Annotated in this window: 22 protein-coding genes; 14 read left to right on the forward strand and 8 right to left on the reverse strand. The window is 60.9% G+C overall.

The genetic code is table 11. The features are described 5' to 3' along the window. Positions 1–11 precede the first annotated feature (11 nt). The 3 genes from mnmH to Q9Q94_RS09500 all read left to right on the forward strand — a co-directional run bounded on the left by mnmH (position 12) and on the right by Q9Q94_RS09500 (position 2942). Positions 12–1058, forward strand: coding sequence for a tRNA 2-selenouridine(34) synthase MnmH (gene mnmH / locus Q9Q94_RS09490; protein ID WP_305979820.1), 1047 nt, complete (start codon positions 12–14; stop codon positions 1056–1058). A gap of 16 nt (positions 1059–1074) precedes the next feature. Continuing rightward, the gene (locus tag Q9Q94_RS09495) at positions 1075–1563 is read left to right on the forward strand and encodes a hypothetical protein (protein ID WP_305979821.1); all 489 of its coding nucleotides are present in this window, start codon (positions 1075–1077) and stop codon (positions 1561–1563) included. A gap of 215 nt (positions 1564–1778) precedes the next feature. Next, positions 1779–2942 (forward strand): DUF2863 family protein, encoded by a 1164-nt coding sequence (locus Q9Q94_RS09500; RefSeq protein WP_305979822.1) that lies wholly within the window; start codon positions 1779–1781, stop codon positions 2940–2942. 65 nt (positions 2943–3007) lie between these two features. On the opposite strand, the gene Q9Q94_RS09505 is transcribed toward Q9Q94_RS09500, so the two are convergent. Continuing rightward, a complete protein-coding gene (locus tag Q9Q94_RS09505) occupies positions 3008–3583 on the reverse strand; it encodes a hypothetical protein (protein ID WP_305979823.1) in 576 nt (191 codons plus the stop codon). Positions 3584–3720: 137 nt separating this feature from the next. Here Q9Q94_RS09505 and Q9Q94_RS09510 point away from each other — a divergent pair, with 137 nt between their 5' ends. Next, positions 3721–4077 carry an ArsC family reductase gene (locus Q9Q94_RS09510; protein ID WP_305979824.1) on the forward strand — a complete coding sequence of 119 codons (357 nt, stop codon included), beginning with the start codon at positions 3721–3723 and terminating at the stop codon, positions 4075–4077. After that, complete coding sequence (locus Q9Q94_RS09515; protein WP_305979825.1) at positions 4070–4927, forward strand: Hsp33 family molecular chaperone HslO; 858 nt, start codon at positions 4070–4072, stop codon at positions 4925–4927. The genes Q9Q94_RS09510 and Q9Q94_RS09515 overlap by 8 nt, the downstream gene beginning before the upstream one ends. Positions 4928–4974: 47 nt before the next feature. On the opposite strand, the gene Q9Q94_RS09520 is transcribed toward Q9Q94_RS09515, so the two are convergent. The 4 genes from Q9Q94_RS09520 to gpmA form a co-directional block, all read right to left on the reverse strand. Continuing rightward, a complete protein-coding gene (locus Q9Q94_RS09520; RefSeq protein ID WP_305979826.1) occupies positions 4975–5427 on the reverse strand; it encodes a hypothetical protein in 453 nt (150 codons plus the stop codon). Positions 5428–5495: 68 nt separating this feature from the next. Then, positions 5496–6926 carry a S41 family peptidase gene (locus tag Q9Q94_RS09525; protein WP_305979827.1) on the reverse strand — a complete coding sequence of 477 codons (1431 nt, stop codon included), beginning with the start codon at positions 6924–6926 and terminating at the stop codon, positions 5496–5498. Positions 6927–6945: 19 nt separating this feature from the next. Next, entirely contained in the window at positions 6946–8196 is a 1251-nt protein-coding gene (locus tag Q9Q94_RS09530) for a murein hydrolase activator EnvC (protein ID WP_305979828.1), read from the reverse strand. Further along, positions 8196–8945: a 2,3-diphosphoglycerate-dependent phosphoglycerate mutase gene (gpmA, locus tag Q9Q94_RS09535; RefSeq protein WP_305979829.1), complete on the reverse strand. Its 750-nt coding sequence runs from the start codon at positions 8943–8945 to the stop codon at positions 8196–8198. The genes Q9Q94_RS09530 and gpmA overlap by 1 nt, the downstream gene beginning before the upstream one ends. A gap of 212 nt (positions 8946–9157) precedes the next feature. Between gpmA and Q9Q94_RS09540 the strand changes: the two genes are divergently transcribed. From Q9Q94_RS09540 to Q9Q94_RS09560, 5 genes are read left to right on the forward strand one after another with little or no spacing between them, the layout of a single operon-like run. Beyond that, positions 9158–9550, forward strand: a complete 393-nt coding sequence (locus Q9Q94_RS09540; protein ID WP_305979830.1) for a rhodanese-like domain-containing protein — start codon at positions 9158–9160, stop codon at positions 9548–9550. Continuing rightward, positions 9547–9807, forward strand: a complete 261-nt coding sequence (gene grxC, locus Q9Q94_RS09545; RefSeq protein WP_305979831.1) for a glutaredoxin 3 — start codon at positions 9547–9549, stop codon at positions 9805–9807. The genes Q9Q94_RS09540 and grxC overlap by 4 nt, the downstream gene beginning before the upstream one ends. A gap of 32 nt (positions 9808–9839) precedes the next feature. Beyond that, on the forward strand, positions 9840–10310 hold the full coding sequence (gene secB, locus Q9Q94_RS09550; protein WP_305979832.1) for a protein-export chaperone SecB: 471 nt from the start codon (positions 9840–9842) through the stop codon (positions 10308–10310). Positions 10311–10331: 21 nt separating this feature from the next. After that, on the forward strand, positions 10332–10781 hold the full coding sequence (locus tag Q9Q94_RS09555) for an SH3 domain-containing protein (protein WP_305979833.1): 450 nt from the start codon (positions 10332–10334) through the stop codon (positions 10779–10781). Between the two features lies 1 nt (position 10782). Then, complete coding sequence (locus Q9Q94_RS09560) at positions 10783–11775, forward strand: NAD(P)H-dependent glycerol-3-phosphate dehydrogenase (RefSeq protein ID WP_305979834.1); 993 nt, start codon at positions 10783–10785, stop codon at positions 11773–11775. Positions 11776–11843: 68 nt separating this feature from the next. Here the strand turns inward: Q9Q94_RS09560 and Q9Q94_RS09565 are convergent, their stop codons facing one another. Beyond that, positions 11844–12515 carry a GntR family transcriptional regulator gene (locus Q9Q94_RS09565; RefSeq protein ID WP_305979835.1) on the reverse strand — a complete coding sequence of 224 codons (672 nt, stop codon included), beginning with the start codon at positions 12513–12515 and terminating at the stop codon, positions 11844–11846. Between the two features lie 316 nt (positions 12516–12831). On the opposite strand from Q9Q94_RS09565, the gene Q9Q94_RS09570 reads away from it, so the two are divergent. Both Q9Q94_RS09570 and uxaC read left to right on the forward strand, forming a co-directional pair. Continuing rightward, complete coding sequence (locus Q9Q94_RS09570; RefSeq protein ID WP_305979836.1) at positions 12832–13668, forward strand: SDR family oxidoreductase; 837 nt, start codon at positions 12832–12834, stop codon at positions 13666–13668. A 244-nt stretch (positions 13669–13912) separates the two neighbouring features. After that, on the forward strand, positions 13913–15313 hold the full coding sequence (gene uxaC / locus Q9Q94_RS09575; protein ID WP_305979837.1) for a glucuronate isomerase: 1401 nt from the start codon (positions 13913–13915) through the stop codon (positions 15311–15313). A gap of 182 nt (positions 15314–15495) precedes the next feature. On the opposite strand, the gene Q9Q94_RS09580 is transcribed toward uxaC, so the two are convergent. Both Q9Q94_RS09580 and cysS read right to left on the reverse strand, forming a co-directional pair. Next, complete coding sequence (locus Q9Q94_RS09580; protein WP_305979838.1) at positions 15496–16149, reverse strand: ParA family protein; 654 nt, start codon at positions 16147–16149, stop codon at positions 15496–15498. Positions 16150–16296: 147 nt separating this feature from the next. Continuing rightward, positions 16297–17682, reverse strand: a complete 1386-nt coding sequence (cysS, locus tag Q9Q94_RS09585; protein WP_305979839.1) for a cysteine--tRNA ligase — start codon at positions 17680–17682, stop codon at positions 16297–16299. 147 nt (positions 17683–17829) lie between these two features. Between cysS and Q9Q94_RS09590 the strand changes: the two genes are divergently transcribed. Then, on the forward strand, positions 17830–18936 hold the full coding sequence (locus Q9Q94_RS09590) for a tetratricopeptide repeat protein (protein WP_305979840.1): 1107 nt from the start codon (positions 17830–17832) through the stop codon (positions 18934–18936). Between the two features lie 98 nt (positions 18937–19034). Next, positions 19035–20150 carry a murein L,D-transpeptidase family protein gene (locus tag Q9Q94_RS09595; protein ID WP_305979841.1) on the forward strand — a complete coding sequence of 372 codons (1116 nt, stop codon included), beginning with the start codon at positions 19035–19037 and terminating at the stop codon, positions 20148–20150. Positions 20151–20164 lie beyond the last annotated feature (14 nt).

The following is a 20164-nucleotide window of genomic DNA, read 5'->3' on the forward strand; positions in this document are numbered from 1 at the left end:
GTCAAACCCTAATGTCCAAAGCCGTGGTGACCCTAGCAGATATCTCGGCCTTCGACGAGATCATCGACGTCCGTTCGCCGGCCGAATATTCCGAAGATCGTATCCCCGGCGCAATCAACTGCCCTGTGCTCGACAACGAACAGCGCGCCCTGATCGGCACCCTGTACAAGCAGCACTCGCCTTTCGAGGCACGCCGCCTGGGCGGTGCGCTGGTCGCCGAGAACATCGCCCGTCACCTGAAAACCACCCTCGCCGACCGCCCGAAAAACTGGCGCCCGCTGCTTTACTGCTGGCGCGGCGGCATGCGCAGTGGCTCCTTCGTGACCTGGATGCGACTGGTCGGCTGGCAGGCCTGCCAGCTCGAAAACGGTTACAAGACCTGGCGTCAGCACGTCATCGACGATCTCGCCGCGATTCCCGCGAGGCTGGATCTGCGTGTGCTGTGCGGCGCCACCGGCAGCGCCAAGACCGCCGTGCTGCTGGCGCTGGCCCGCCAGGGCGCGCAGGTGCTGGATCTGGAAGGGCTCGCCGCACACAAGGGCTCGGTGCTCGGCGGTCTGCCCGAGCAGCCCCAGCCGGCGCAGAAATGGTTTGAAACCACGATCCAGCAGACCCTCAAGGAATTCGACCCGGCCCGCCCGGTCTTCGTCGAAGCCGAAAGCCGCAAGATCGGCGCACTGTTCGTGCCTGAAGCGCTGGTCGCTGCGATGCGTGCGGCAACCTGCATCGAAATCAGCGCCACGCGCGAGGCCCGAATCGCCTACCTGCTGCGCGACTATGCCTGGCTGGGGGATGAGCCCGCGCGGCTGGCCGAAAAGCTGGGCTACCTCAAGGGTCACCTCGATAATGAAACCCTGGCGCGCTGGCAGGACTGGGCGCGCGCCCGGGCCCTGCCCGCACTGTATGCCGAGCTGATCGAGCGGCATTACGATCCGCTCTACGCCCGCTCGCAGAACCGCAACTTCACCCGCTTTGGCAGTGCCGCACGTTTCACGACAGACGATCTGTCGGAAGCCGGCGTTGATAGCCTGGCCGGGGCCATTCTCACCACTTCCTGAACCACTGCCGATACCCATGAGCAAACCGAGCAAACGCCCCTCCCGCCAGAAGCTGGCTTCACGTCCGCAGAGTCTTGCGGATTATCAGCACAAGCAGCCGGCAAACGCCCTGCTGAGCCTGATCGGCATTCCCCTGCTGGTCTGCGCACTTTCCGCCTGGAACCACGCGGATTATCGCGGCAGCCTGATATCCCTCTGCGTGCTGATGATCATCGGGGCCTACCTGTTTGCCTCGCTGAGCATCTCGGTCACGGCGGACACCCTGCACTGGCGCTTCGGCCCCGGCCTGATCCGCAAGCAACTGCCCCTGAACGAAATCGCCAGCGCCGAAATGACCCGCTCCACCTGGCTGGAGGGCTGGGGCATCCACTACACCCGGCGCGGCTGGCTCTACAACGTATCCGGGCGCGACGCGATACTGATTACCCAGAAAAGTGGCAAAAGCTTCCTGCTCGGCACGGATGACGTAGTGGGTTTGTGGGAAGCCCTGCAGCACCGGATCTGAGCACCCGACAAGCCCATCCTGAAGAGCCGCATGCAGCAAGGATCTGCACGCCCCCTGCCTGAAGAACAAGGTCGATTGCGACTCCCAGACCATGCCTCGCGCAAAGCCATGCCAGAAGAGGCTCTTCGGGAAGGTCGTGGGTGTTGACCTGAAACGGCCGGCCCCGGTCCGGCGGTGCTAGACTTCACGCCTTCCGAAAACCCTGATCCGACACCATGAAGCGTTCCCGTTTCAGCCGCCGCAGCGGCCTTCCCCACGATGCCGACGATATCCTGTGGCTGGTCAATGGCCTGGCCGAATCGGGCAGTCGCGCCGAGGATGCGTTCTGGGAACTGCGTCTGGCCAGCGCGGTGGATGAGTTGCTGCACTCGGAAAACGAAGACACGCTGATCACTCTGCTGGATCAGCTGCAGGCCTCCAATCAGCGCGCCTACGATGTACTCGCCGACACCATCGAGACGCGCGCCGAGCAAAGCGCCAACGAACATGGCGAGATCCTGCTGATCGCCGCACCGGTGCTGGCTTGGTCGCGTTTCACGATTCCCGCCGGTACGATCCCGGCCAAGACCCTGAACAATCTGCGCGTGCATCTGCAGGCGCATGTGCTGGCCAGGGATGTGAAACTGGGTATCGCGAATGTGCTGTTCAGCCCGGACCAGTTGCCGCAGGGCTACTGCGACACGGCGCGCTTCACCGCCCAGATGACCGAGGCGACACTCGCCGAAGGTACCGTCATGTTTGATGCGGAAACCCTGCCGGAGACCTCGCGCTTTCTCTCTGATCTGCGCTACGTGCTGGCCGCCGTGCACGTCCAGCCCGGCGCACCGATTTTCCGCTGGCAGGAAAACGGCTGCTCACGCGAACAGGCGCTGGAGCAATGGCGCGCCCAGGGCGGCGCCTGCCTGCAGCCCATGCTGGCCGGTTGTGCCATGGAGCTGGAATTGCCGGACGCCTATTTCGCCGCTTGCCGTCAGGCCGACCGTGCCTCGCGCCCGTATTCAATCCGCGCCTCCACCGCCTTCCTGAGCACAACGCTGGACATCGCGCCGAGCGACCTGCGCGCCATCGTCGCTCCCTTCTACGAGCGCCAGATCGAGGAATACCGGATCGGCTTCACCACGGCGGACAGCTCTGCCGTCGTACACGGCGTGGTCTGGCCGATGCTCGGACCAGAAGATGATGCCGGCGACGTCCCCGCCCAGATCGACGCCACGCTCAAAGACAGCGGCATCACCCGCATCGAGCATCTCGACAACCGCTTTCCGCTGGAATTCTGTGACGACTGCGGCGCGCCGATGTACCCCTCGCCGGAAGGCGAAGCGGTGCATGCTGAACTGCCCGAAGACAAGGCCGAGCAGGTCCCGAAGCACCTGCACTGATCCGGTCGCACAGCAAAAAGCCCGTCAGGCGACGGGCTTTTTTATGTCCGCAGGAACGCCTGCACTCAGTGCAGCTGATCCGCCAGATTGCGTCCGTTGATCCGCACCAGCGCACTCGAAACACCGGCATCATCGGTACTCTGCGGGTCGATCGACAGACTCCCACTCTCCAGCGCCTTCTGCAGCCGCTGCGTGGCCATGTCACTGTTATCAGCCCCCTCCAGGCCTGCCACGCGGTATTTGCGCCCCTGGAAGAAGAAGGTTTCACCATCGACCGCATAGGCGCGATCAGGCGCCGAGCGTGCCTTGATCTCCGGGCTTCTGTCGGCAGGAGCCGGCTTGTTCAGGGCATTGCCCTGGATCGGGCTGGTCAGCAAGGGATCCGCAGCGGCACCCTTGCAGACCCGGCGGGTCTTGCCGCCCTTGAGTTTCTGCACCCGACACTGCTGACCCGTGCTGGCCGTGGATTTGCGGGAAGCGGCTGCCTTGCGGGCCGGCGCCTTGGTGGCCTTCTTGGCAGGTTTGGTGGTGGCTTCGGTGCTCTTGACGGCTTTCTTCTTGGTAGCGCCCTGTGCGGGCACCGCCATCAGGACGGCAACCCCCAGCCCAAGAGCCCCCAGACAACGCATCAGTTTTTTCATCGGCGAATCGTTTCGTTTTGCAAAGACCGGATCGGGATCATTTTCGCACTCTTCGGCCCCCACGGGCACGCAATCAGGTGCACGATGCAGTTGGTAATGAGAAAATCCCGGTCTCAGAAAGTTCCAGAGCCCACATAATGATCAAGATATTCGGCATCAAGCAGTGCAGCACCATGGCCAAGGCATTCGCCTGGCTCGATGCACAGCACCTTCCCTACGAATTTCACGACTACAAGAAACTCGGCATCGACGCCGGAACACTTGCCGTCTGGTGCGCAGACCTGGGCTGGGAGGCACTGGTCAACACGCGCGGCACCACCTGGCGCAAGTTGCCGGAAGCGGATCGCAGCAATCTCGATCAGGCCAGGGCCATCCGCCTGATGGTCGCCAACCCGAGCCTGATCAAACGCCCGCTGATTCTTGGCGGCAACGAACCCCTGCTGGGTTTCGACGCCGCTCGCTATGCCCAGGTGCTTGGAGCCCGCAATGTCTGATCAGGTCACCCGTTTCCTGCTTGAAAATCTCGACATCCGCGGCGCCATTGTTCAGCTTGATACGGTATGGCAGGCCGTGTGCGCCGGTCGCAGCTACCCGCCGGCAGTACAGTCCGTGCTCGGTCAGATGTGTGCAGTCACCACCATCATTGCCACCAACCTGAAGCAGCCGGCACGCCTGACCTTCCAGCTCAGTGGCAAGGGAGCACTCTCGCTGCTGGTCATTGATTGCCCGGAGAACCTGAATCTGCGTGGCTACGCCCGGCACACCCTTGAAGGGCAAGACCCGGTGCCGCTCGCCAGCCTGCTGGGCGACGGACAATTGCTCATGTCGCTGGACATGGCCGATGCGCGCCAGCCCTATCAGAGCTACGTGCCGGTAGAAGGCGAATCGATTGCCGCCGTTTTTGAACACTATCTGGCGCAATCCGAACAGCAACCCGCAGTACTGCATCTGTTCGCCAACGGTAAGCAGGCAGCGGGGCTGTTCCTCCAGAAGCTGCCCGGCGCCGAACTGAAGGATTCTGACGGCTGGAACCGCGCCGCACATCTGGCTTCAACCGTGAAACCGGAGGAACTGTTCGGGCTGGATGCTCATGCAGTACTGGGGCGTCTGTTCGCCGAAGAAACCGTGCGGGTTTTCGAGCCGCGCAAGGTCAATCACGATTTTCCACCCGACCGCGACAAGATCGCCACCATGTTGCGCGGTCTCGGCACCACGGAGATCGAACACATCCTTGCCGAACACGGTGAAGTGCTGATCCGCGACGACCTGTCCAATCACGAATACCACTTCAGCGCCGAGGAGGCGCGAGCGCTGTTTGGCCCGGACGGGCCTACGGTGCATTGAGAATGTGAGAGCAAAGGCGGAGCGACCAGCGCTGTGCCGGCTCCGCGTTACTTGATCTCGCGCAGCTCCACCGGCGTATCGTCATGATCACCGTGTGGGTGCTGCTCGTAGGCTTTCACGTAGACCTGATTGGATTGCTTGATCAGGCGCTGCGGCGATGCGGCATTGCGCGTCTGGGTGTCTTCGCAGAAATGCGCCAGCGAACGACGGATGCGCGAGACCCAGGAATTGTCGAGCGTGAAGCCCTGCTCTTCCAGATACGCTTCCAGCTCACGCAGACTGTGGTGAGACAGATCGTAGCGAACACTCAGGGTATCAGCCTGACGGCTGTGCTCGACACGCAACCAGGCCAGTTGCTGCAACACGGTCAGCGCACGCCCGGCCTGGTCGGCGGGCTCGGCGGCAAAGCGCATTTCATGGTGGCAATGGGCTTCATCCAGCGCATTACCATGCTGGTGCTTGCGGCCGGCCAGTTTGTAGGCAGTTTCACGACGCATCATGTGACCCCCTCTTGCGCTGCAGCGTGCCGCCCCCGGTGGGGGCCAGCACGCTCTTGATTGATTCTAGATCACGGCGCCGAAGCAGCAGCACCTGGCGCACTCTGCTCAACCTGTTTGCGTACAGCAACCGGCAAACCTTTGAGCAGATTGATAGCCTGCTCGTATTGCAGATCGCCCTTGCCTGCCAGCTCGAAACGCGGCAACTCGCTGCCTTCATCATCCGTGGCACGCGGCTTCACGGGTTTGGGCGCGGGAGCTGAAACGGCAGCGGCGGGGGCCGATTGCTCATTCGGATTGGCCAGATGGCGATTCAGGTCGGCTTCGCGCATGAAGGGTTCGGAAGAGCCATTCGCCGTTTCATCCACCACGTAATCCGGATCGATACCCTTGGCCTGGATCGAGCGCCCGTTAGGCGTGAAATACTTGGCCACCGTAATCTTAACGCCCGATTTGCCGGGCACGATGGGGATTACCGACTGCACGGAACCCTTGCCGAAGCTGCGGATGCCCAGCAGCTTGGCGCGCTTGTAATCCTGCAGGGCCCCCGCAACGATTTCAGACGCCGAGGCAGAGCCGCCGTTGAGAATGACCACCATCGGGATGGTCTTGATGTTCTTCGGCAGATTCTTGAGCTGATCGCCGGCATCACGCGAGTAATCATCCGGAATGGCCAGATATTTGCGCTTGGTGTCCGGCGTACGCCCTTCGGAATAGACGACCAGGCTCTTCTGCGGCAGGAAAGCCGCCGAAACGCCAACCGCCGAATCAATCAGGCCGCCGGGATTGTTGCGCAGATCAAGCACCAGCCCCTTGAGCGGGCTTTCCTTGTTGAGCTGTTCAAGATGACGTGCCAGATCGGCGGTGGTCTGCTCCTGGAACTGAGTGATCCGCACATAGCCCAGACCCGGCTCGATCATCTTGGACTTGACACTGCGCACCTTGATGATTTCGCGCGTGAGCTTGACCACGACAGGCCTGCTCTCACCCTTGCGGAAGATATTGAGGGTCACAGCGGTCTTGGGGGCACCACGCATCAGTTTGACGGCTTCGGAAATGGACAGGCCCTTGACCGAAGTATCGTCAATCTTGAAGATCAGATCACCAGACTTCACTCCGGCACGGAACGCAGGAGTGTCCTCAATCGGGCTGACGACCTTGACGAGGCCGTCCTCCATCGTCACTTCGATGCCCAGACCGCCAAATTCACCCTTGATTGAAACCTGCAGGTCCTTGAACGCTTCTTCATCAAGGTAGGTGGAATGAGGGTCCAGCCCTGCCACCATGCCACTGATGGCATCGTTGATGAGCTTCTTGTCGTCAACCGGTTCAACGTAGTACTGCTTGACCGCATTGAATACGTCGGCCAGGTTGCGTACTTCCTCGACCGGCAATTGTCCGGCCGTACTGTCCCGATTGGCGTTAGCCGCATAATGCAGACTGACCAGAATGCCCAGACACACTCCGCTCAGAACCAATCCAACCTGCTTCAGTCTGCTCATTACTTCTCCAGAGATTCCACTATTTTGCGGCGACCCAGCGGACCGGGTCCTGCACCTGGCCGCGATGACGTATTTCAAAGTATAAACCTGATTCATCCAGCCCACCGCTGACGCCCACGCTGGCAATCACCTCGCCTGTCTTCGCGTCATCGCCGGGGTTTTTGAAGATGGCTTCGTTGTTGCCATAGACAGTCATGTAGCTGTCGCCATGATCAATGATGACGACGTTGCCAAAACCACGCAACCAATCTGCGAAAACCACCTTGCCACCAGCCACGGCGCGCACCTCGGCGCCGTTACCGGCGCGAATGAAAACCCCGCGCCAGGCGCTTGCACCCTCTGCTCTTTGAGTGCCAAAGCGCCCTGTCAGTTCACCTTTCACCGGCCAGCGCAGACGCCCCTTGCGCTCACCGAAAGCAAGCTCCACCGATTCGGCTCCGGCCACATTGTCAGCCCGGCCAATGCCAGGCTCAGTCCTGCCAGGCGAAACCGGCGCCGAAGAAAGCGCTGGTAGACTTACGTTCCGGGAAGGCTTGGGGGGCAGACTGCGCGTAATCCGCTCCAGTCCCTTGATGATCTTTTCCATGCGTGCTTCGTCACGCTGCAGGTTGGCCATCTGCCTGCGCTGGCTGCGCAACTGGCTGGATATCTGGGCCAGCACTTCGCGTTGTTTCTTGCGCTCGCCAAGCAGATTCTCCTGCTCCCGGCGACGCTGCTTCTCCAGATCGACAAGCTCGGCACGCCGCTGCTCGGCAGCGCGCAGTACGTCCTGCAAGGCCTGCATCGCCACGCGTGCCTGCTCAATGGAAGCGATGCGCTGACGCGCGATCTGCTCCAGATAATAGGCGTCGCGCGACAGCTGGTTCGGATTGTCCCCACTCAGGAAACGTCGGGTTCCCGCCTGTCCACCTTCTACATAAGTGCGGAATACGGCATCACCCAGCTGCTTGCGCAAGATGGCGATTTCGTTTTCCAGCGCCAAGCGCTGCTCGGTCAGGCGCTCGACGTCAGCCTCTGCTTCATCACGCAAGCGACTGATTTCACGCAAACGGCGCTGAGCACCGGAGATGCTCTTGTCTGACGCCGCGAGTTCATCAGCCGCCTCGACATGATTTTCTTCACTGCGCGCTACCTCGTCCTGCAGACTGCGGATTTTTTCACGCAGAGCAGACAATTCGCCGCGCTTGCTGTCGGCTGGTGCCGCATGCGCACCAATGGAGAGCAGGCAGGCTCCTGCAAGAAACAGTGCAAGAGCCGCCCGTTTCACCATCAGGCCTTGGCCTTACCCTGATTGGCCACCGCATTCATGGCGGCGGCGATGACTTCCGGATCAGCCAGGTAGTAGCTCTTGATCGGCTTCAGATCAGCATCCAGTTCATACACCAGCGGCTGGGCCGTCGGAATGTTGAGCTTGAGGATGTTTTCCTCGCTCATGTTGTCAAGATACTTGACCAGCGCACGCAGGCTGTTGCCGTGAGCAGCGATGACCACGCGCTTGCCACTCTTCACGACCGGAGCGATGGTTTCCAGCCAGTAGGGCACGAAGCGATCCACTGTGTCCTTGAGGCACTCGGTGCGCGGGAACTCGCCCGGCTTCATCTCTGCGTAGCGCGGCGCCTTGTCTTCCATGCGCGGATCATCCAGATCCAGTGCGGGCGGCGGCACATCGTAGGAACGACGCCATACCAGAACCTGATCTTCACCGAACTTGGCGGCGGTTTCGGACTTGTTCAGCCCCTGGAGCGCACCATAGTGACGCTCGTTCAAACGCCAGCTGTGCTCAACCGGAATCCACAGCTGATCCAGCTCTTCGAGCACTACATTCAGGGTCTTGTTGGCGCGCTTGAGCATCGACGTGTAGGCCAGATCGAATTCAAAGCCTTTTTCTTTCAGCAGCTTGCCGGCAGTGACCGCTTCTTCGACACCGCGCGGAGTCAGATCCACATCGGTCCAGCCGGTAAAGCGGTTTTCAAGGTTCCAGGTGGATTCACCATGGCGCATCAACACAATCTTGTACATGACGTAAGCCTATCAAGAGGAGGAGAAAACGGATTCAGGGAAATTGCTTCGACCGGCGCAAAGCGCGTGTCGCGGCAAAAGTGTTATTGTATCGGATCAGTTACGCTGCTCGTGCGCTCACTACGCCCTTTCGGCGGCCTTTTTGATACGGTTCATCCTCTAAACCGATTTGTTGAAGCGAAACCATGGAATTTGTTGCACAGAATCTCTTTTTGATCACCATTGCTCTCATCAGTGGTGCTGCCTTGCTGCTGCCGGTGCTGCGCGATGCACGTGCCGCCAATGCGGTCACGCCTGGTCAGGCGGTCATGCTGATCAATCGTCAGAACGCACAAATCGTTGATGTACGCGATGCCGCCGAGCTGGAGTCAGGCCGGATTGCCGAGGCCCGGCACATTCCGCTGGCCGAGCTGGCTGATCGCGCGACCGAACTGGGCAAGAACAAGTCCCGCCCGGTCGTGCTGGTCTGCGCCAGCGGCGCACGCTCCGGCAAAGGAGTGGAAGTCCTGCGCAAGGCCGGTTTCGAGCAGGTTTTCAATCTGGACGGCGGCATCAAGGGCTGGAAAGACGCTGGACAACCTGTTGTAAGCGGCAAGAAAGCATGAACAAGGTCGTGATGTATGCGACCGCAGTCTGCCCTTACTGCGTTCGCGCCGAAGCCTTGCTGCGCCGCAAGGGTGTTGCCGAGATCGAAAAGATCCGCATCGACCTTGACGCAGCCCAGCGCGATCACATGATGGAAATCACTGGTCGCCGCACCGTTCCCCAGATTTTCATTGGCAGCACCCATGTCGGGGGCTGCGACGACCTGTATGCGCTGGACCACGCAGGCAAGCTCGACGCCCTGCTGGCAGGCGAGTGAGTTCTTTTTCAATCCAACCGGATCAAAGCAACATGGACCAGAACCAGCAACCCGTTTTCAAGATCGAAAAACTCTACGTCAAGGACCTGTCGCTGGAGGTGCCCAACGCACCGGCGATCTTCCTTGAACCCGCTTCGCCGGCCGTCAATGTCGAACTCGCCACCCAAGCCGCCGCCGTGGGCGAAGGCTTCTTTGAAGTGACCATCACGGTGACCGTGACCGCCAAGCTGGAAGAAGGCGACAAGGTCGTGTTCCTGGTCGAAGCGGCACAAGGCGGCATCTTCCAGATTCGCAACATTCCGGCTGAAGAACTGGAGCCGATCCTGATGATCGGTTGTGCCAACATCCTGTTCCCGTACGCCCGCGAGACCATTTCCGACGCCATCACCCGCGCCGGCTTCCAGCCTGTGCTGCTCGCCCCGGTGAACTTTGAAGGCATGTACGAGGCACGTCAGCAAGAGCTGGCCGCCCAGCAGCCGAAGATTGAAGTTCCCATCCAGTAACTGACCACAGGCCGGAATGCGATGATTCGCTGTTTTTTCCTGCGCGTTTCCGTACTGATCGCACTGGCAGCTCCAGGGCTTGCCAGTGCGCTCGATTACAAGTCGCTCGCCGACAACGCCATCGTCTATGACGCAGGCTCCACCAAGGCTCAACCGCAGTTCATCCTGCTCAAGGGCACGCCGGTAGAGATCATTGTCATTGTCGATCGATGGGCCAAGGTGCGCGAACAGTCCGGCGGGCTGGGCTGGGTGGAGCGCGGTGCGCTCAGCGACACCCGTCAGGTCATCGTCACGGCAGCATCTGGTGCTGATGTACGCCAGCGTGCCGAAGAGGCCGCGCCTGTAGTGTTCTCCGCCAGCAAGGACGTGCTGCTCGAAGTGATCGAAAAGCCCGCTGGCGCCTGGCTAAAAGTCAAACATCGGGACGGCCAGACCGGCTACGTTCCGCTCAAATCCGTCTGGGGAATCTGACGTGTCTCGTATCGCCGTGATCGGCGCCGGTGCCTGGGGTACCGCGCTGGCCAACACCTATGCCGCCAACGGGCACCAGATCGCCCTGTGGACCATCGAAACCGATCACGCCGAGGAAATGCGCGCTGAACGCAGCAACCGGCGCTATCTGCCGGACTTTCCGCTGGAAGCCGGCCTGGTAATCGCCCACGAATTCGCTGACGCCTGCCGTGACGCCGAGCTGGTTCTGATTGCCACTCCGGTCGCCGGCCTGCGCCCCACCTTGAAACGCGTTGCCGCCGAATTCCCGGCCCTGCCCGCGCTGTGGGTGTGCAAAGGCTTTGAAGCCGGTACCGGCAAGCTGCCGCATGAAGTAGCCGCCGAATTCCTGGCTCCCGCCGTGGGCCGTGGCGCCCTGACCGGCCCGAGCTTCGCCCAGGAAGTCGCAGCCGGTCTGCCTTGTGCGATCACCCTGGCTTCGGCCGATATCGAATTCGCCCGTTACTGGGCCGGCCAGCTGATGCATCCACGCCTGCGCCTCTACGCCAATGACGACATCGTCGGCGCCGAGATCGGGGGTGCCGTCAAGAACGTGCTGGCGATTGCTGCCGGCATTTCCGACGGACTGGGCTTCGGCTTCAACGCCCGCGCCGCCCTGCTCACCCGCGGGCTGGCAGAAATCGCCCGTCTCTCCGCTGCACTCGGCGGCCGCCGCGACACCCTGATGGGACTCGCTGGCATGGGTGACCTGATTCTTACCGCCACCGGTGACCTCTCGCGCAATCGCCGTGTCGGTCTGGCACTGGCCGAAGGCAAGCAGCTGCCGCAAATCCTCAAGGAACTCGGCCACGTTGCCGAAGGCGTGCTGACGACTGAAACCGTGGTCAAGCGCGCGACCGAACTCGGGGTCGACATGCCGATCACCTGGGCCGTACAGGAAGTGCTCTGTGGTCGCCTCAATCCGCGCGATGCCGTCGAGCAACTGATGACCCGCGAGGCCCGGCTGGAGAGCTAGACCCACAGGGCTTCTTCAGCCACCCTGCGTGTAGAACCTTGCTGCATGCGGGTGTACAGCATGCGTACTCACGCGCCCTCGAACATCTCCGGATAACGCTGTGCCAGCTGCGGCAGCTGCTGCAGGATGTCGGCCATGTGCTCACGTACGGCGGCCTCGGCACGCTCCGCATCGTGCGCAGCAATGGCCTCCACGATGCTGCGATGCTGGCTGATCAGGCGGTCCGTCGGGCTCACATCCTGATAGCTCAGATAGCGCATCCGGTCCATCTGTGCCTTGACCTGATCCACCACCCGCCAGGCGGCCTCCCGCCCGGCGATCACCGCGATCTCGCGATGCATGGCCTCATCGGCGGCGAGAAACTCCGCATTGTTCCGGGCAAGCCCCTGCGCTGCCACGGCAGACTGCAAACGTGCAATGCCTGCTGCGTCTGCCCGGCTCGCCGCCTCGCGTGCCACCGCCACCTCGATGGCCTCACGTACGAAACGGGCATCCAGCACCTCGGACACCACGATACGCCGTACAAAGGTGCCGCGCTGCGGACGGATTTCGACCAGATATTCCTGCGCCAGACGAATGAAAGCCTCGCGCACCGGTTGGCGGCTGATCTCGTAGCGTGCTGCAATTTCGGCCTCTGACAAGGCAGTACCGGGCTTCAGCTCGGTGCGCACGATCGCGTCACGCAGTTGCTGATGCACCTGCGCGCCGATGGACGCCGCTCTGAGAGGAATCGTTTCCATGCTTGTCACCTTATCTTGCCTGGATTCATTTTGACAGAAACCTTTCTTCTATACTACCATACAAGTACCGATTGGATTTAGCGGCCAAGCTTAATCCCAGGCATTGCCCGGCCTCGCCTGCACAGATGGCGCGGCGCCACACAGGGCAATACCGCGAATACAGCCAGACCGCGGTCGCAGAATCCTTCGGCGCAAACGCAGCAGAGCCTGTCCCGCTTACAAGGGGTATCCCTGTCGCATGCGCATTACAAAGGATCTTGAAACCCCGCTTTTTTCTTCCGCGTCCTTGCGGTAAAACTTTTCAGGAATGACCACCATGCTTCCCTTTTCGATTGATCTGAACAACAAGGTTGCCGTCGTCACGGGCGGTGCCGGCATCCTCGGTGCGGCCATGTGTCGCGCTCTGGCAGCTTGCGGCGCCAAGGTGGTGATCATCGGCCGCGATCTGGCCAAGGCCACAGCGCTGGCCAGCGAAATCGAAGCAACAGGCGGCATCGCCCAGGGCATGTCCTGCAACGTGCTGGACCGCACCGCGCTGGAAAACGCTGCCGCCCACATCGCCAGCACCTTCGGTCCCTGCGACATTCTCATCAACGGTGCCGGTGGCAATCACCCAAAAGGCATCACTGATCAGGAATATCTGGATAGCGCGGACAGCGGCAGCAACTTCTTTGACCTGGACATGGAAGGCTTCAAGTTCGTGTTCGACCTGAACCTGATGGGCACCCTGCTCCCCAGTCAGGTCTTTGCCAAACAGATGCTTGGCCGTCCAGGCTGCTCGATCATCAACATCTCGTCGATGTCGGCGATGAAGCCCCTGACCAAAGTTGCCGCCTACAGCGGCGCCAAGGCTGCGGTCAGCAATTTCACCCAGTGGCTGGCCGTGCATCTGGGCCAGAGCGGTGTGCGTGTGAATGCGATTGCGCCGGGCTTCTTCATCACCGAGCAGAACCACAAGCTGATGCTGCAGGAGGACGGCAACTACACGCCGCGCGCCCAAAAAGTGATCGCCCAGACCCCGATGCGCCGCTTTGGCGAAGCCGATGAGCTGATCGGCGCCCTGCTCTGGCTGGTCGAGCCGAAGGCATCCGGTTTTGTCACCGGTTCAATCATTGCGGTCGACGGCGGTTTTTCCGCATACGCCGGGGTTTGAAACATATATGCCCAGAGAGCCGCTTGCGGATTGGCTCTCCGGACAGCCAGCCTGAAGGGGCACGCCAGAAGTGGATTGACAGGCCGTTTCTGCAAGGATGCCAGCCCAGTGTCAAGCCACTTCGTCTGACAACTTAGGGTAAATCCCTGTTTATGGCATAATTGGTCTGACAACATAATCAGCTTTTTGCTTGTGGCACTCAGACAATCCTGAGCCGCCCTTATGTACTTCAGGAGATCACAGCATGGCCAAGACCTTCATGGACGAGAACTTCCTGCTCGAGTCCGCCACCGCGCAAAAGCTGTACCACGAGTTCGCCGCGCCGCAACCGATCATCGATTATCACTGTCACTTGCCACCCGAACAGATCTCCGGCAACAAGCAGTTCAAGAACATCACCGAAATCTGGCTCGGTGGCGACCACTACAAGTGGCGCTTCATGCGCTCCTCCGGCGTGACCGAGGATTTCATGACCGGCAATCAGCCGGATGAAGCCAAGTTCCGCAAATTCTGCGAAGTGCTGCCAATGGGCGTGGGCAATCCGCTGTTCCACTGGAGCCATCTGGAGCTGCAACGCTATTTCGGCACCAAGACGCTGGTGTCCGGCGCAACGGCGGGCGAACTGTGGGAACACTGCAACAGCCTGATCGGCACGCCGGAACTGTCCGCCCGTGGCCTGATGGTGCGCTCCAACGTGCGCGCGGTCTGCACCACCGACGATCCGGTCGATGATCTGGCGCATCACAAGGCGATCGCCGCCGACGGTTTCCAAGTCAAGGTGCTGCCCACCTTCCGTCCTGACAAGGCCTTCAACATCGACCGCGCAGGCTTCCAAGATTACATCCGCAAGCTTTCCGTCGTGTCGGGCGTGTCGATCAACACGTTCGGCGACGCGCTCAAGGCACTGGATCTGCGTCTGGACTATTTCGCAGCGCATGGCTGCAAGGTGTCGGACCATGCCATCGATGTAGCCTTCTTCACCGAAGCCTCGGACGCCACACTGTCAGGCATTCTCGCCAAGGCCATGAACAACGAGCCGGTGAGCAAGGACGAGGCCGATGCCTACAAGACCGGCATCATGCTGCATCTGGGTCGTCAGTACGCGCAGCGTGGCTGGGCGATGCAGCTGCACATTGGCGCGCAGCGCAACAACAGCGCGCGCATGTTCCGCAATCTGGGCCCGGACACCGGCTTCGATTCGATCGGCGACGACCTGATCTCGGCCAAGATCGCCCACTTCCTCGACACGCTGGATGGCGACGATCAGCTGCCCAAGACCATCCTGTACAACCTGAACCCGATCCACAACGAAGTGCTGGCCACCATGATCGGCAACTTCCAGGACGGCAAGGTCGTCGGCAAGATGCAGTTCGGCTCGGGCTGGTGGTTCCTTGATCAGAAGGACGGCATGAAGCGTCAGCTCACCGCGCTGTCGCAACTGGGCAACCTCGGCGCCTTCATCGGCATGCTGACGGATTCGCGCAGCTTCCTGTCCTACACCCGTCACGAATATTTCCGCCGCATCCTGTGCAACATGATCGGCGGCTGGGTCGAAAACGGCGAATACCCGCAGGACTGGGCACAGCTGCAGAAGATCATCGAAGGCATCTGCTACAAGAACGCCGAAGCCTACTTCAAGTTCTGAATCCCTTCCCGGATTGCATGACCAAGCCCCGCCGCGTGCGGGGCTTTTTTATGGTTGCCCGCAGAGCCGCGTGGGCCTTGCTCTGCAGCATACCTGCCCGTAGACCAGCACGCAGCCTTGATTAGCGAGGCGAGCACCTGAAGATCCTCGCTACGTGCGGCTCTTCAGGGTACAGGCAGTGGCTAATCCAGCGTCGGCGGCAAACGCAGGCCGAGCCAGTCTTCAATCGCGCTCCACTGCGCCAGATCCTTGCCAACGCGCGAGGGCGCCACGTCGAAGAGCGTCATGCCATGCGCCGCGAGCTGCACGTAGTTCTGTGTGTCACGCAGGCAGGTAATCAGCGGCAGGCCGATGGTTTCGATGAAACGCAGGAACTCTTCGGCCGAACGCGTGCGCTCATGCACCCGCATGCCGACCAGCACGACCGGCAGACCGCGTGCGGCCTTCATCTCGGCCAGTTCGGCAAAAAACGCCTGCGTCGCCAGGATGTCGAACATCGAAGGCTGCACCGGCACCAGCACCCGATGCGCCAGCTTCAGGCACTCCTTGAGTTTGTCGCCATGCATGGCGGCCGGCGTGTCCAGCACCACATGCGTAGTGCCACGTGGTGGCTTGGCCGGTTTGCCAGGATGCAGCTCCCAGGAGCCGATCCGCGGCAAAACGGCCGGGCGTCGATCCAGCCACAAACGCGAAGACTGCTGGCGGTCTACGTCACCCAGCATCACCCGGATGTTGTCCCCACTCCGCCCGCGTTGCGCCAGCAGACCGGCAAGGTTGGTCGCCAGTGTGCTTTTGCCCACGCCCCCCTTGGGGTTGGCAATCAGAAAGACCTGCATGACATGTCTCCAGACTTGAAACGCAGCCGATCCGCGCCTGGATGGAAATCGTCACAAGCGGGGCAAGGCCGGAATGAAGCGCCGAAGCGTACAGAGGCGTACGCTGAGTACCTGAATTTCGAGATTACCCCACACAGCAGATTTACATCAGGCGCGACGCCAGGTCGTACCTCCGGCACCGTCTTCGAGAATGATGCCACGCGCCTTGATTTCGTCGCGAATGCGATCAGCCTCGGCAAAATTTTTCGCTTTCTTGGCTTCATTGCGCGCGACGATCAAGGCATCAATCTCTGCCGCATCGTCACTCACCGTCCCCTGCACGAATGCTGCCGGATCGGCCTGCAGGAAGCCCAGTGTGCCACCCAGCGCACGCAACAAACCCGAGAGCTTCGCGTCACGCGTGCGGTTGATCTCGTTGCGCAGCTCGAACAACACGGCAAAAGCCATCGGCGTGTTGAAGTCGTCGCACATGGCGTCAAAGAAACGCTTTGCCCACGACTCGTTCCAGTCCAGCGCCACCTCGGCCGGCGGCACCTCGGGTGGCACGTCGCGCAAGGCGGTATAGAGCGAGACCAGCGCGCCGCGGGCGTCCTGCAGGATGTCCCAGGTGTAGTTGATCTCGGAGCGGTAATGCCCGCGCAGCAGGAAGAAACGCACAGCCTCGCCGCCCTGCACTGCATCAAGTTTGTTGAGCACTTCGCGAGTGGTGAACACGTTGCCCAGCGACTTGGACATCTTCTCGTTGTCCATGTTGAGGAAGGCCGCGTGCATCCAGTAGTTCACGAAAGGCTTGTTCGATGCGCCCTCGCTCTGGGCGATCTCGTTCTCGTGGTGCGGGAACTGCAGATCCCAGCCGCCACCGTGAATATCGATGGTTTCACCGAGCTCGGCCTTGCTCATCGCTGAGCACTCGATATGCCAGCCGGGGCGCCCCTCGCCGTAGCATGAGCACCAGTGCGGCTCCTGCGGCTTGGCCGCCTTCCACAGCACGAAGTCGAGCGGGTCACGCTTGTGGCCATCCACCGCCACACGCTCGCCGGCACGCAGATCGTCGATGGACTTGCCAGAAAGTTTGCCGTAGCCGGGGAACTCGCGCACGGCGTAATACACGTCGCCATTGCTGGCCGGATAGGCCTTGCCGTTGGTGACCAGATCGCCGATCAGACCCAGCATGTTATCGATATGTTGCGTAGCACGCGGCTCGGCATCCGGACGCAACAGCAGCAGGCGGTCACAGTCTTCATGCATGGCCGCGACCATGCGGGTGGTCAGCGCCTCGATCGGCTCACCGTTCTTGTTCGCACGATCAATGATCTTGTCGTCCACGTCGGTGATGTTACGCACGTATTTCACGTCATAGCCGGCAACCTTCAGCCAGCGATACACCATGTCGAAAACCGTCAGGGTGCGTGCATTGCCGATGTGGAAGTAGTCATACACGGTCAGGCCGCACACATACATGCGCACCTTGCCGGGTTCGATGGGGTTGAAAGCCTGCTTCTCGCGGGCCAGCGAATTATGGATCCGGATCATGGTGTCAAACTTCGGGCAAGTAAGGTCTCGTGCTCATCCGTCGGTGTGCAGATGGGCAAGATTATTCAAGGCATTGGGATTACAGGCAGATGTACAGTAAAATCCGCAGGATTCTGCCGATCAACGCACTGGAACGACTCTACCATAATGCGCCGCTCGAACTCCCCTTGCTTCCGCATCTGTGTCGCCGCGCTGCTGGCTCTGTCCACTTCGATCCTCGCCACCACGGCACAGGCCCAGTCACCCAATCCACTGGCTGAAGCTCAGACCCTGCTGCAACAAGGTCAGCAGAGCCAGGCCCTGGACAAAGTCGAACGCGCCTTGGCGGCCAATCCCAAAGATCGCCAGGCCCGCTTCCTCAAGGGCGTGATTCTCGCCGAAATGAACAAGCTCGACGATGCGGCCGCCGTATTCGTCAAACTCACCGAAGAAGCTCCGGAACTGCCCGAGCCCTACAACAACCTGGCCGTGATCTACGCCCAGCAGAAACAATTCGACAAGGCCAAGGCCGCGCTCGAAATGGCCATCCGCACTCACCCGTCCTATGCTGTCGCGCATGAGAATCTGGGCGACCTGTATGCCAAGATGGCGCGTCAGGCCTACGACCGGGCGCTGCAGATCGACTCGAAAAACACCAACGCCCAGGCGAAACTGAACCTGCTGCGTGACCTCACTACGGCAAGCACTCCCCCGGCAGCCAGCAAACCGGTCATCGTGGCCGCGGCAACGCCTGCCACGAAAGCGCCGGCCCCTGCACTGAATCCGCAACCGGCATCCCAGCCGCCGGCAGCAAACGCCCCGGTCGCCAAACCGCCTGTCACCGTGGTTGCAACAGCACCCGTCACGCCTGTCACGCCAGCCGCAGCACAGCCGGCCAGCAAACCCGCAACAACGACAGCAGCGCCTGCAGAAGACGACAAGAAAGCGATCCGCACGGCCATCCAGGCCTGGGCCGCAGCCTGGTCAAACAAGAATGCCAAGGAATATCTGTCCTATTACGCCAAGGACTTTCAGGTTCCTGACAAGAAGGCCCGCAAGGCCTGGGAAGAGGAACGCACCCAGCGCGTCACCAAACCCGGGGAAATCAAGGTTTCCCTGTCAGACATCGACATAGCAGTGAAAGGCAGCGAAGCCACGGTGCGCTTCAAGCAGCATTACGACTCGTCCACCTTCAATTCGGCCAGCGGCAAGACCCTGGCGATGGTGCAACGCAATGGTCGTTGGCAAATCCAGCAAGAGCGGATCGGCCGTTGAAGAAGCTTCTGATACAACTGTTCAGCAGCAGGCTGCACCGCGTCATTGCTTGCGCAGCACTTGCGGCATCCGCAAAAGCAGGCGCTCCTGTGGGAATCATGGCTGGTGTCTCCGACGCCGGCCCGGATGCAACCATCAGCCTGATCATGCGGGATATCGATCAGAACAAGCTGGACGTTGCGCTGACCCGCACCGAAAACCTGCTGCGTCTGTATCCCAATTTCCGTCTGGCTCACCTGATCCGTGGCGACCTGCTGCTCGCCCGCACGCAAGCACTGACAACCTTCGGCAATGCATCCAATGCTCCGGCAGACCGCCTGGCTGATCTGCGCGATGAAGCTGTCATGCGCCTGCGTGGTTACAAGAACCGGCCGGCGAAAGATGCGGTACCACGTTACCTGCTGCAGATGCGCGAAGATCAGAACCACGCGATCGTTGTCGACACCCAGCAGTCGCGTCTGTACCTGTACCGCAACGACAAGGGTCGCCCGATCTTCGTGGCAGACTGGTACATCAGCCAGGGCAAGGCGGGCGCGGAGAAACAGCGCGAAGGTGACAACAAGACCCCGGTCGGGGTCTATCAGGTCACCGGCGTGATGCCACCGGAAAAAATCGGCGACTTTTATGGCAAACGCGCTTTCCCGCTGAACTATCCAAACGAGTGGGACAAGATGCAGGGTCGTAATGGTCACGGCATCTGGCTGCATGGTGTCCCCAAAGACACTTTCGCCCGCCCGCCCAAGGCTTCCGAGGGCTGTGTCGTGCTGGCCAATCAGGATCTGGACGCCCTGTCGAGCTATCTGCAGATCGGGGTGACGCCGGTCATCATCAGCAACGGTGTCGAATGGCTGTCGCTGGACGACTGGCAGAACGAACGCACAGCCCTCAACAAGGAGATCGAGAGCTGGCGCGCCGACTGGGAAAGCCGTGACATCAACAAATATCTCGATCACTACTCGGACCGTTTCCGCTCCGGCAACCAGAATCGGGAAGCCTGGGGCAAACAGAAGCGGGACGTTGCAACGGGCAAGAGCTGGATCAAGGTGGATGTGCGCAACCTCAGCGTGCTGCGCAACCCCGGCAAGGAAGATCTGGTCATGGTCAGCTTTGAACAGGATTACCGCAGCAGCAACCTGAGCAACGTCGCCAAGAAGCGCCAGTACTGGGCCAAGGAAGGCGGGCGCTGGAAAATCATTTACGAAGGAACCCTCTGAACATGAAACTCTCG

It is taken from the genome of Uliginosibacterium sp. 31-16 (genome assembly GCF_030730865.1).
Classification (GTDB): Bacteria; Pseudomonadota; Gammaproteobacteria; order Burkholderiales; family Rhodocyclaceae; genus Uliginosibacterium.

Excerpts from the sequence above, each read along its gene's own strand:
- mnmH (WP_305979820.1), top strand. The coding sequence starts at position 12 with ATGTCCAAAGCCGTGGTGACCCTAGCAGATATCTCGGCCTTCGACGAG.
- Q9Q94_RS09495 (WP_305979821.1), top strand. The coding sequence starts at position 1,075 with ATGAGCAAACCGAGCAAACGCCCCTCCCGCCAGAAGCTGGCTTCACGT.
- Q9Q94_RS09500 (WP_305979822.1), top strand. The coding sequence starts at position 1,779 with ATGAAGCGTTCCCGTTTCAGCCGCCGCAGCGGCCTTCCCCACGATGCC.
- Q9Q94_RS09505 (WP_305979823.1), bottom strand. The coding sequence starts at position 3,583 with ATGAAAAAACTGATGCGTTGTCTGGGGGCTCTTGGGCTGGGGGTTGCC.
- Q9Q94_RS09510 (WP_305979824.1), top strand. The coding sequence starts at position 3,721 with ATGATCAAGATATTCGGCATCAAGCAGTGCAGCACCATGGCCAAGGCA.
- Q9Q94_RS09515 (WP_305979825.1), top strand. The coding sequence starts at position 4,070 with ATGTCTGATCAGGTCACCCGTTTCCTGCTTGAAAATCTCGACATCCGC.
- Q9Q94_RS09520 (WP_305979826.1), bottom strand. The coding sequence starts at position 5,427 with ATGATGCGTCGTGAAACTGCCTACAAACTGGCCGGCCGCAAGCACCAG.
- Q9Q94_RS09525 (WP_305979827.1), bottom strand. The coding sequence starts at position 6,926 with ATGAGCAGACTGAAGCAGGTTGGATTGGTTCTGAGCGGAGTGTGTCTG.
- Q9Q94_RS09530 (WP_305979828.1), bottom strand. The coding sequence starts at position 8,196 with ATGGTGAAACGGGCGGCTCTTGCACTGTTTCTTGCAGGAGCCTGCCTG.
- gpmA (WP_305979829.1), bottom strand. The coding sequence starts at position 8,945 with ATGTACAAGATTGTGTTGATGCGCCATGGTGAATCCACCTGGAACCTT.
- grxC (WP_305979831.1), top strand. The coding sequence starts at position 9,547 with ATGAACAAGGTCGTGATGTATGCGACCGCAGTCTGCCCTTACTGCGTT.
- secB (WP_305979832.1), top strand. The coding sequence starts at position 9,840 with ATGGACCAGAACCAGCAACCCGTTTTCAAGATCGAAAAACTCTACGTC.
- Q9Q94_RS09555 (WP_305979833.1), top strand. The coding sequence starts at position 10,332 with ATGATTCGCTGTTTTTTCCTGCGCGTTTCCGTACTGATCGCACTGGCA.
- Q9Q94_RS09565 (WP_305979835.1), bottom strand. The coding sequence starts at position 12,515 with ATGGAAACGATTCCTCTCAGAGCGGCGTCCATCGGCGCGCAGGTGCAT.
- Q9Q94_RS09570 (WP_305979836.1), top strand. The coding sequence starts at position 12,832 with ATGCTTCCCTTTTCGATTGATCTGAACAACAAGGTTGCCGTCGTCACG.
- uxaC (WP_305979837.1), top strand. The coding sequence starts at position 13,913 with ATGGCCAAGACCTTCATGGACGAGAACTTCCTGCTCGAGTCCGCCACC.
- Q9Q94_RS09580 (WP_305979838.1), bottom strand. The coding sequence starts at position 16,149 with ATGCAGGTCTTTCTGATTGCCAACCCCAAGGGGGGCGTGGGCAAAAGC.
- cysS (WP_305979839.1), bottom strand. The coding sequence starts at position 17,682 with ATGATCCGGATCCATAATTCGCTGGCCCGCGAGAAGCAGGCTTTCAAC.
- Q9Q94_RS09590 (WP_305979840.1), top strand. The coding sequence starts at position 17,830 with ATGCGCCGCTCGAACTCCCCTTGCTTCCGCATCTGTGTCGCCGCGCTG.
- Q9Q94_RS09595 (WP_305979841.1), top strand. The coding sequence starts at position 19,035 with ATGGCTGGTGTCTCCGACGCCGGCCCGGATGCAACCATCAGCCTGATC.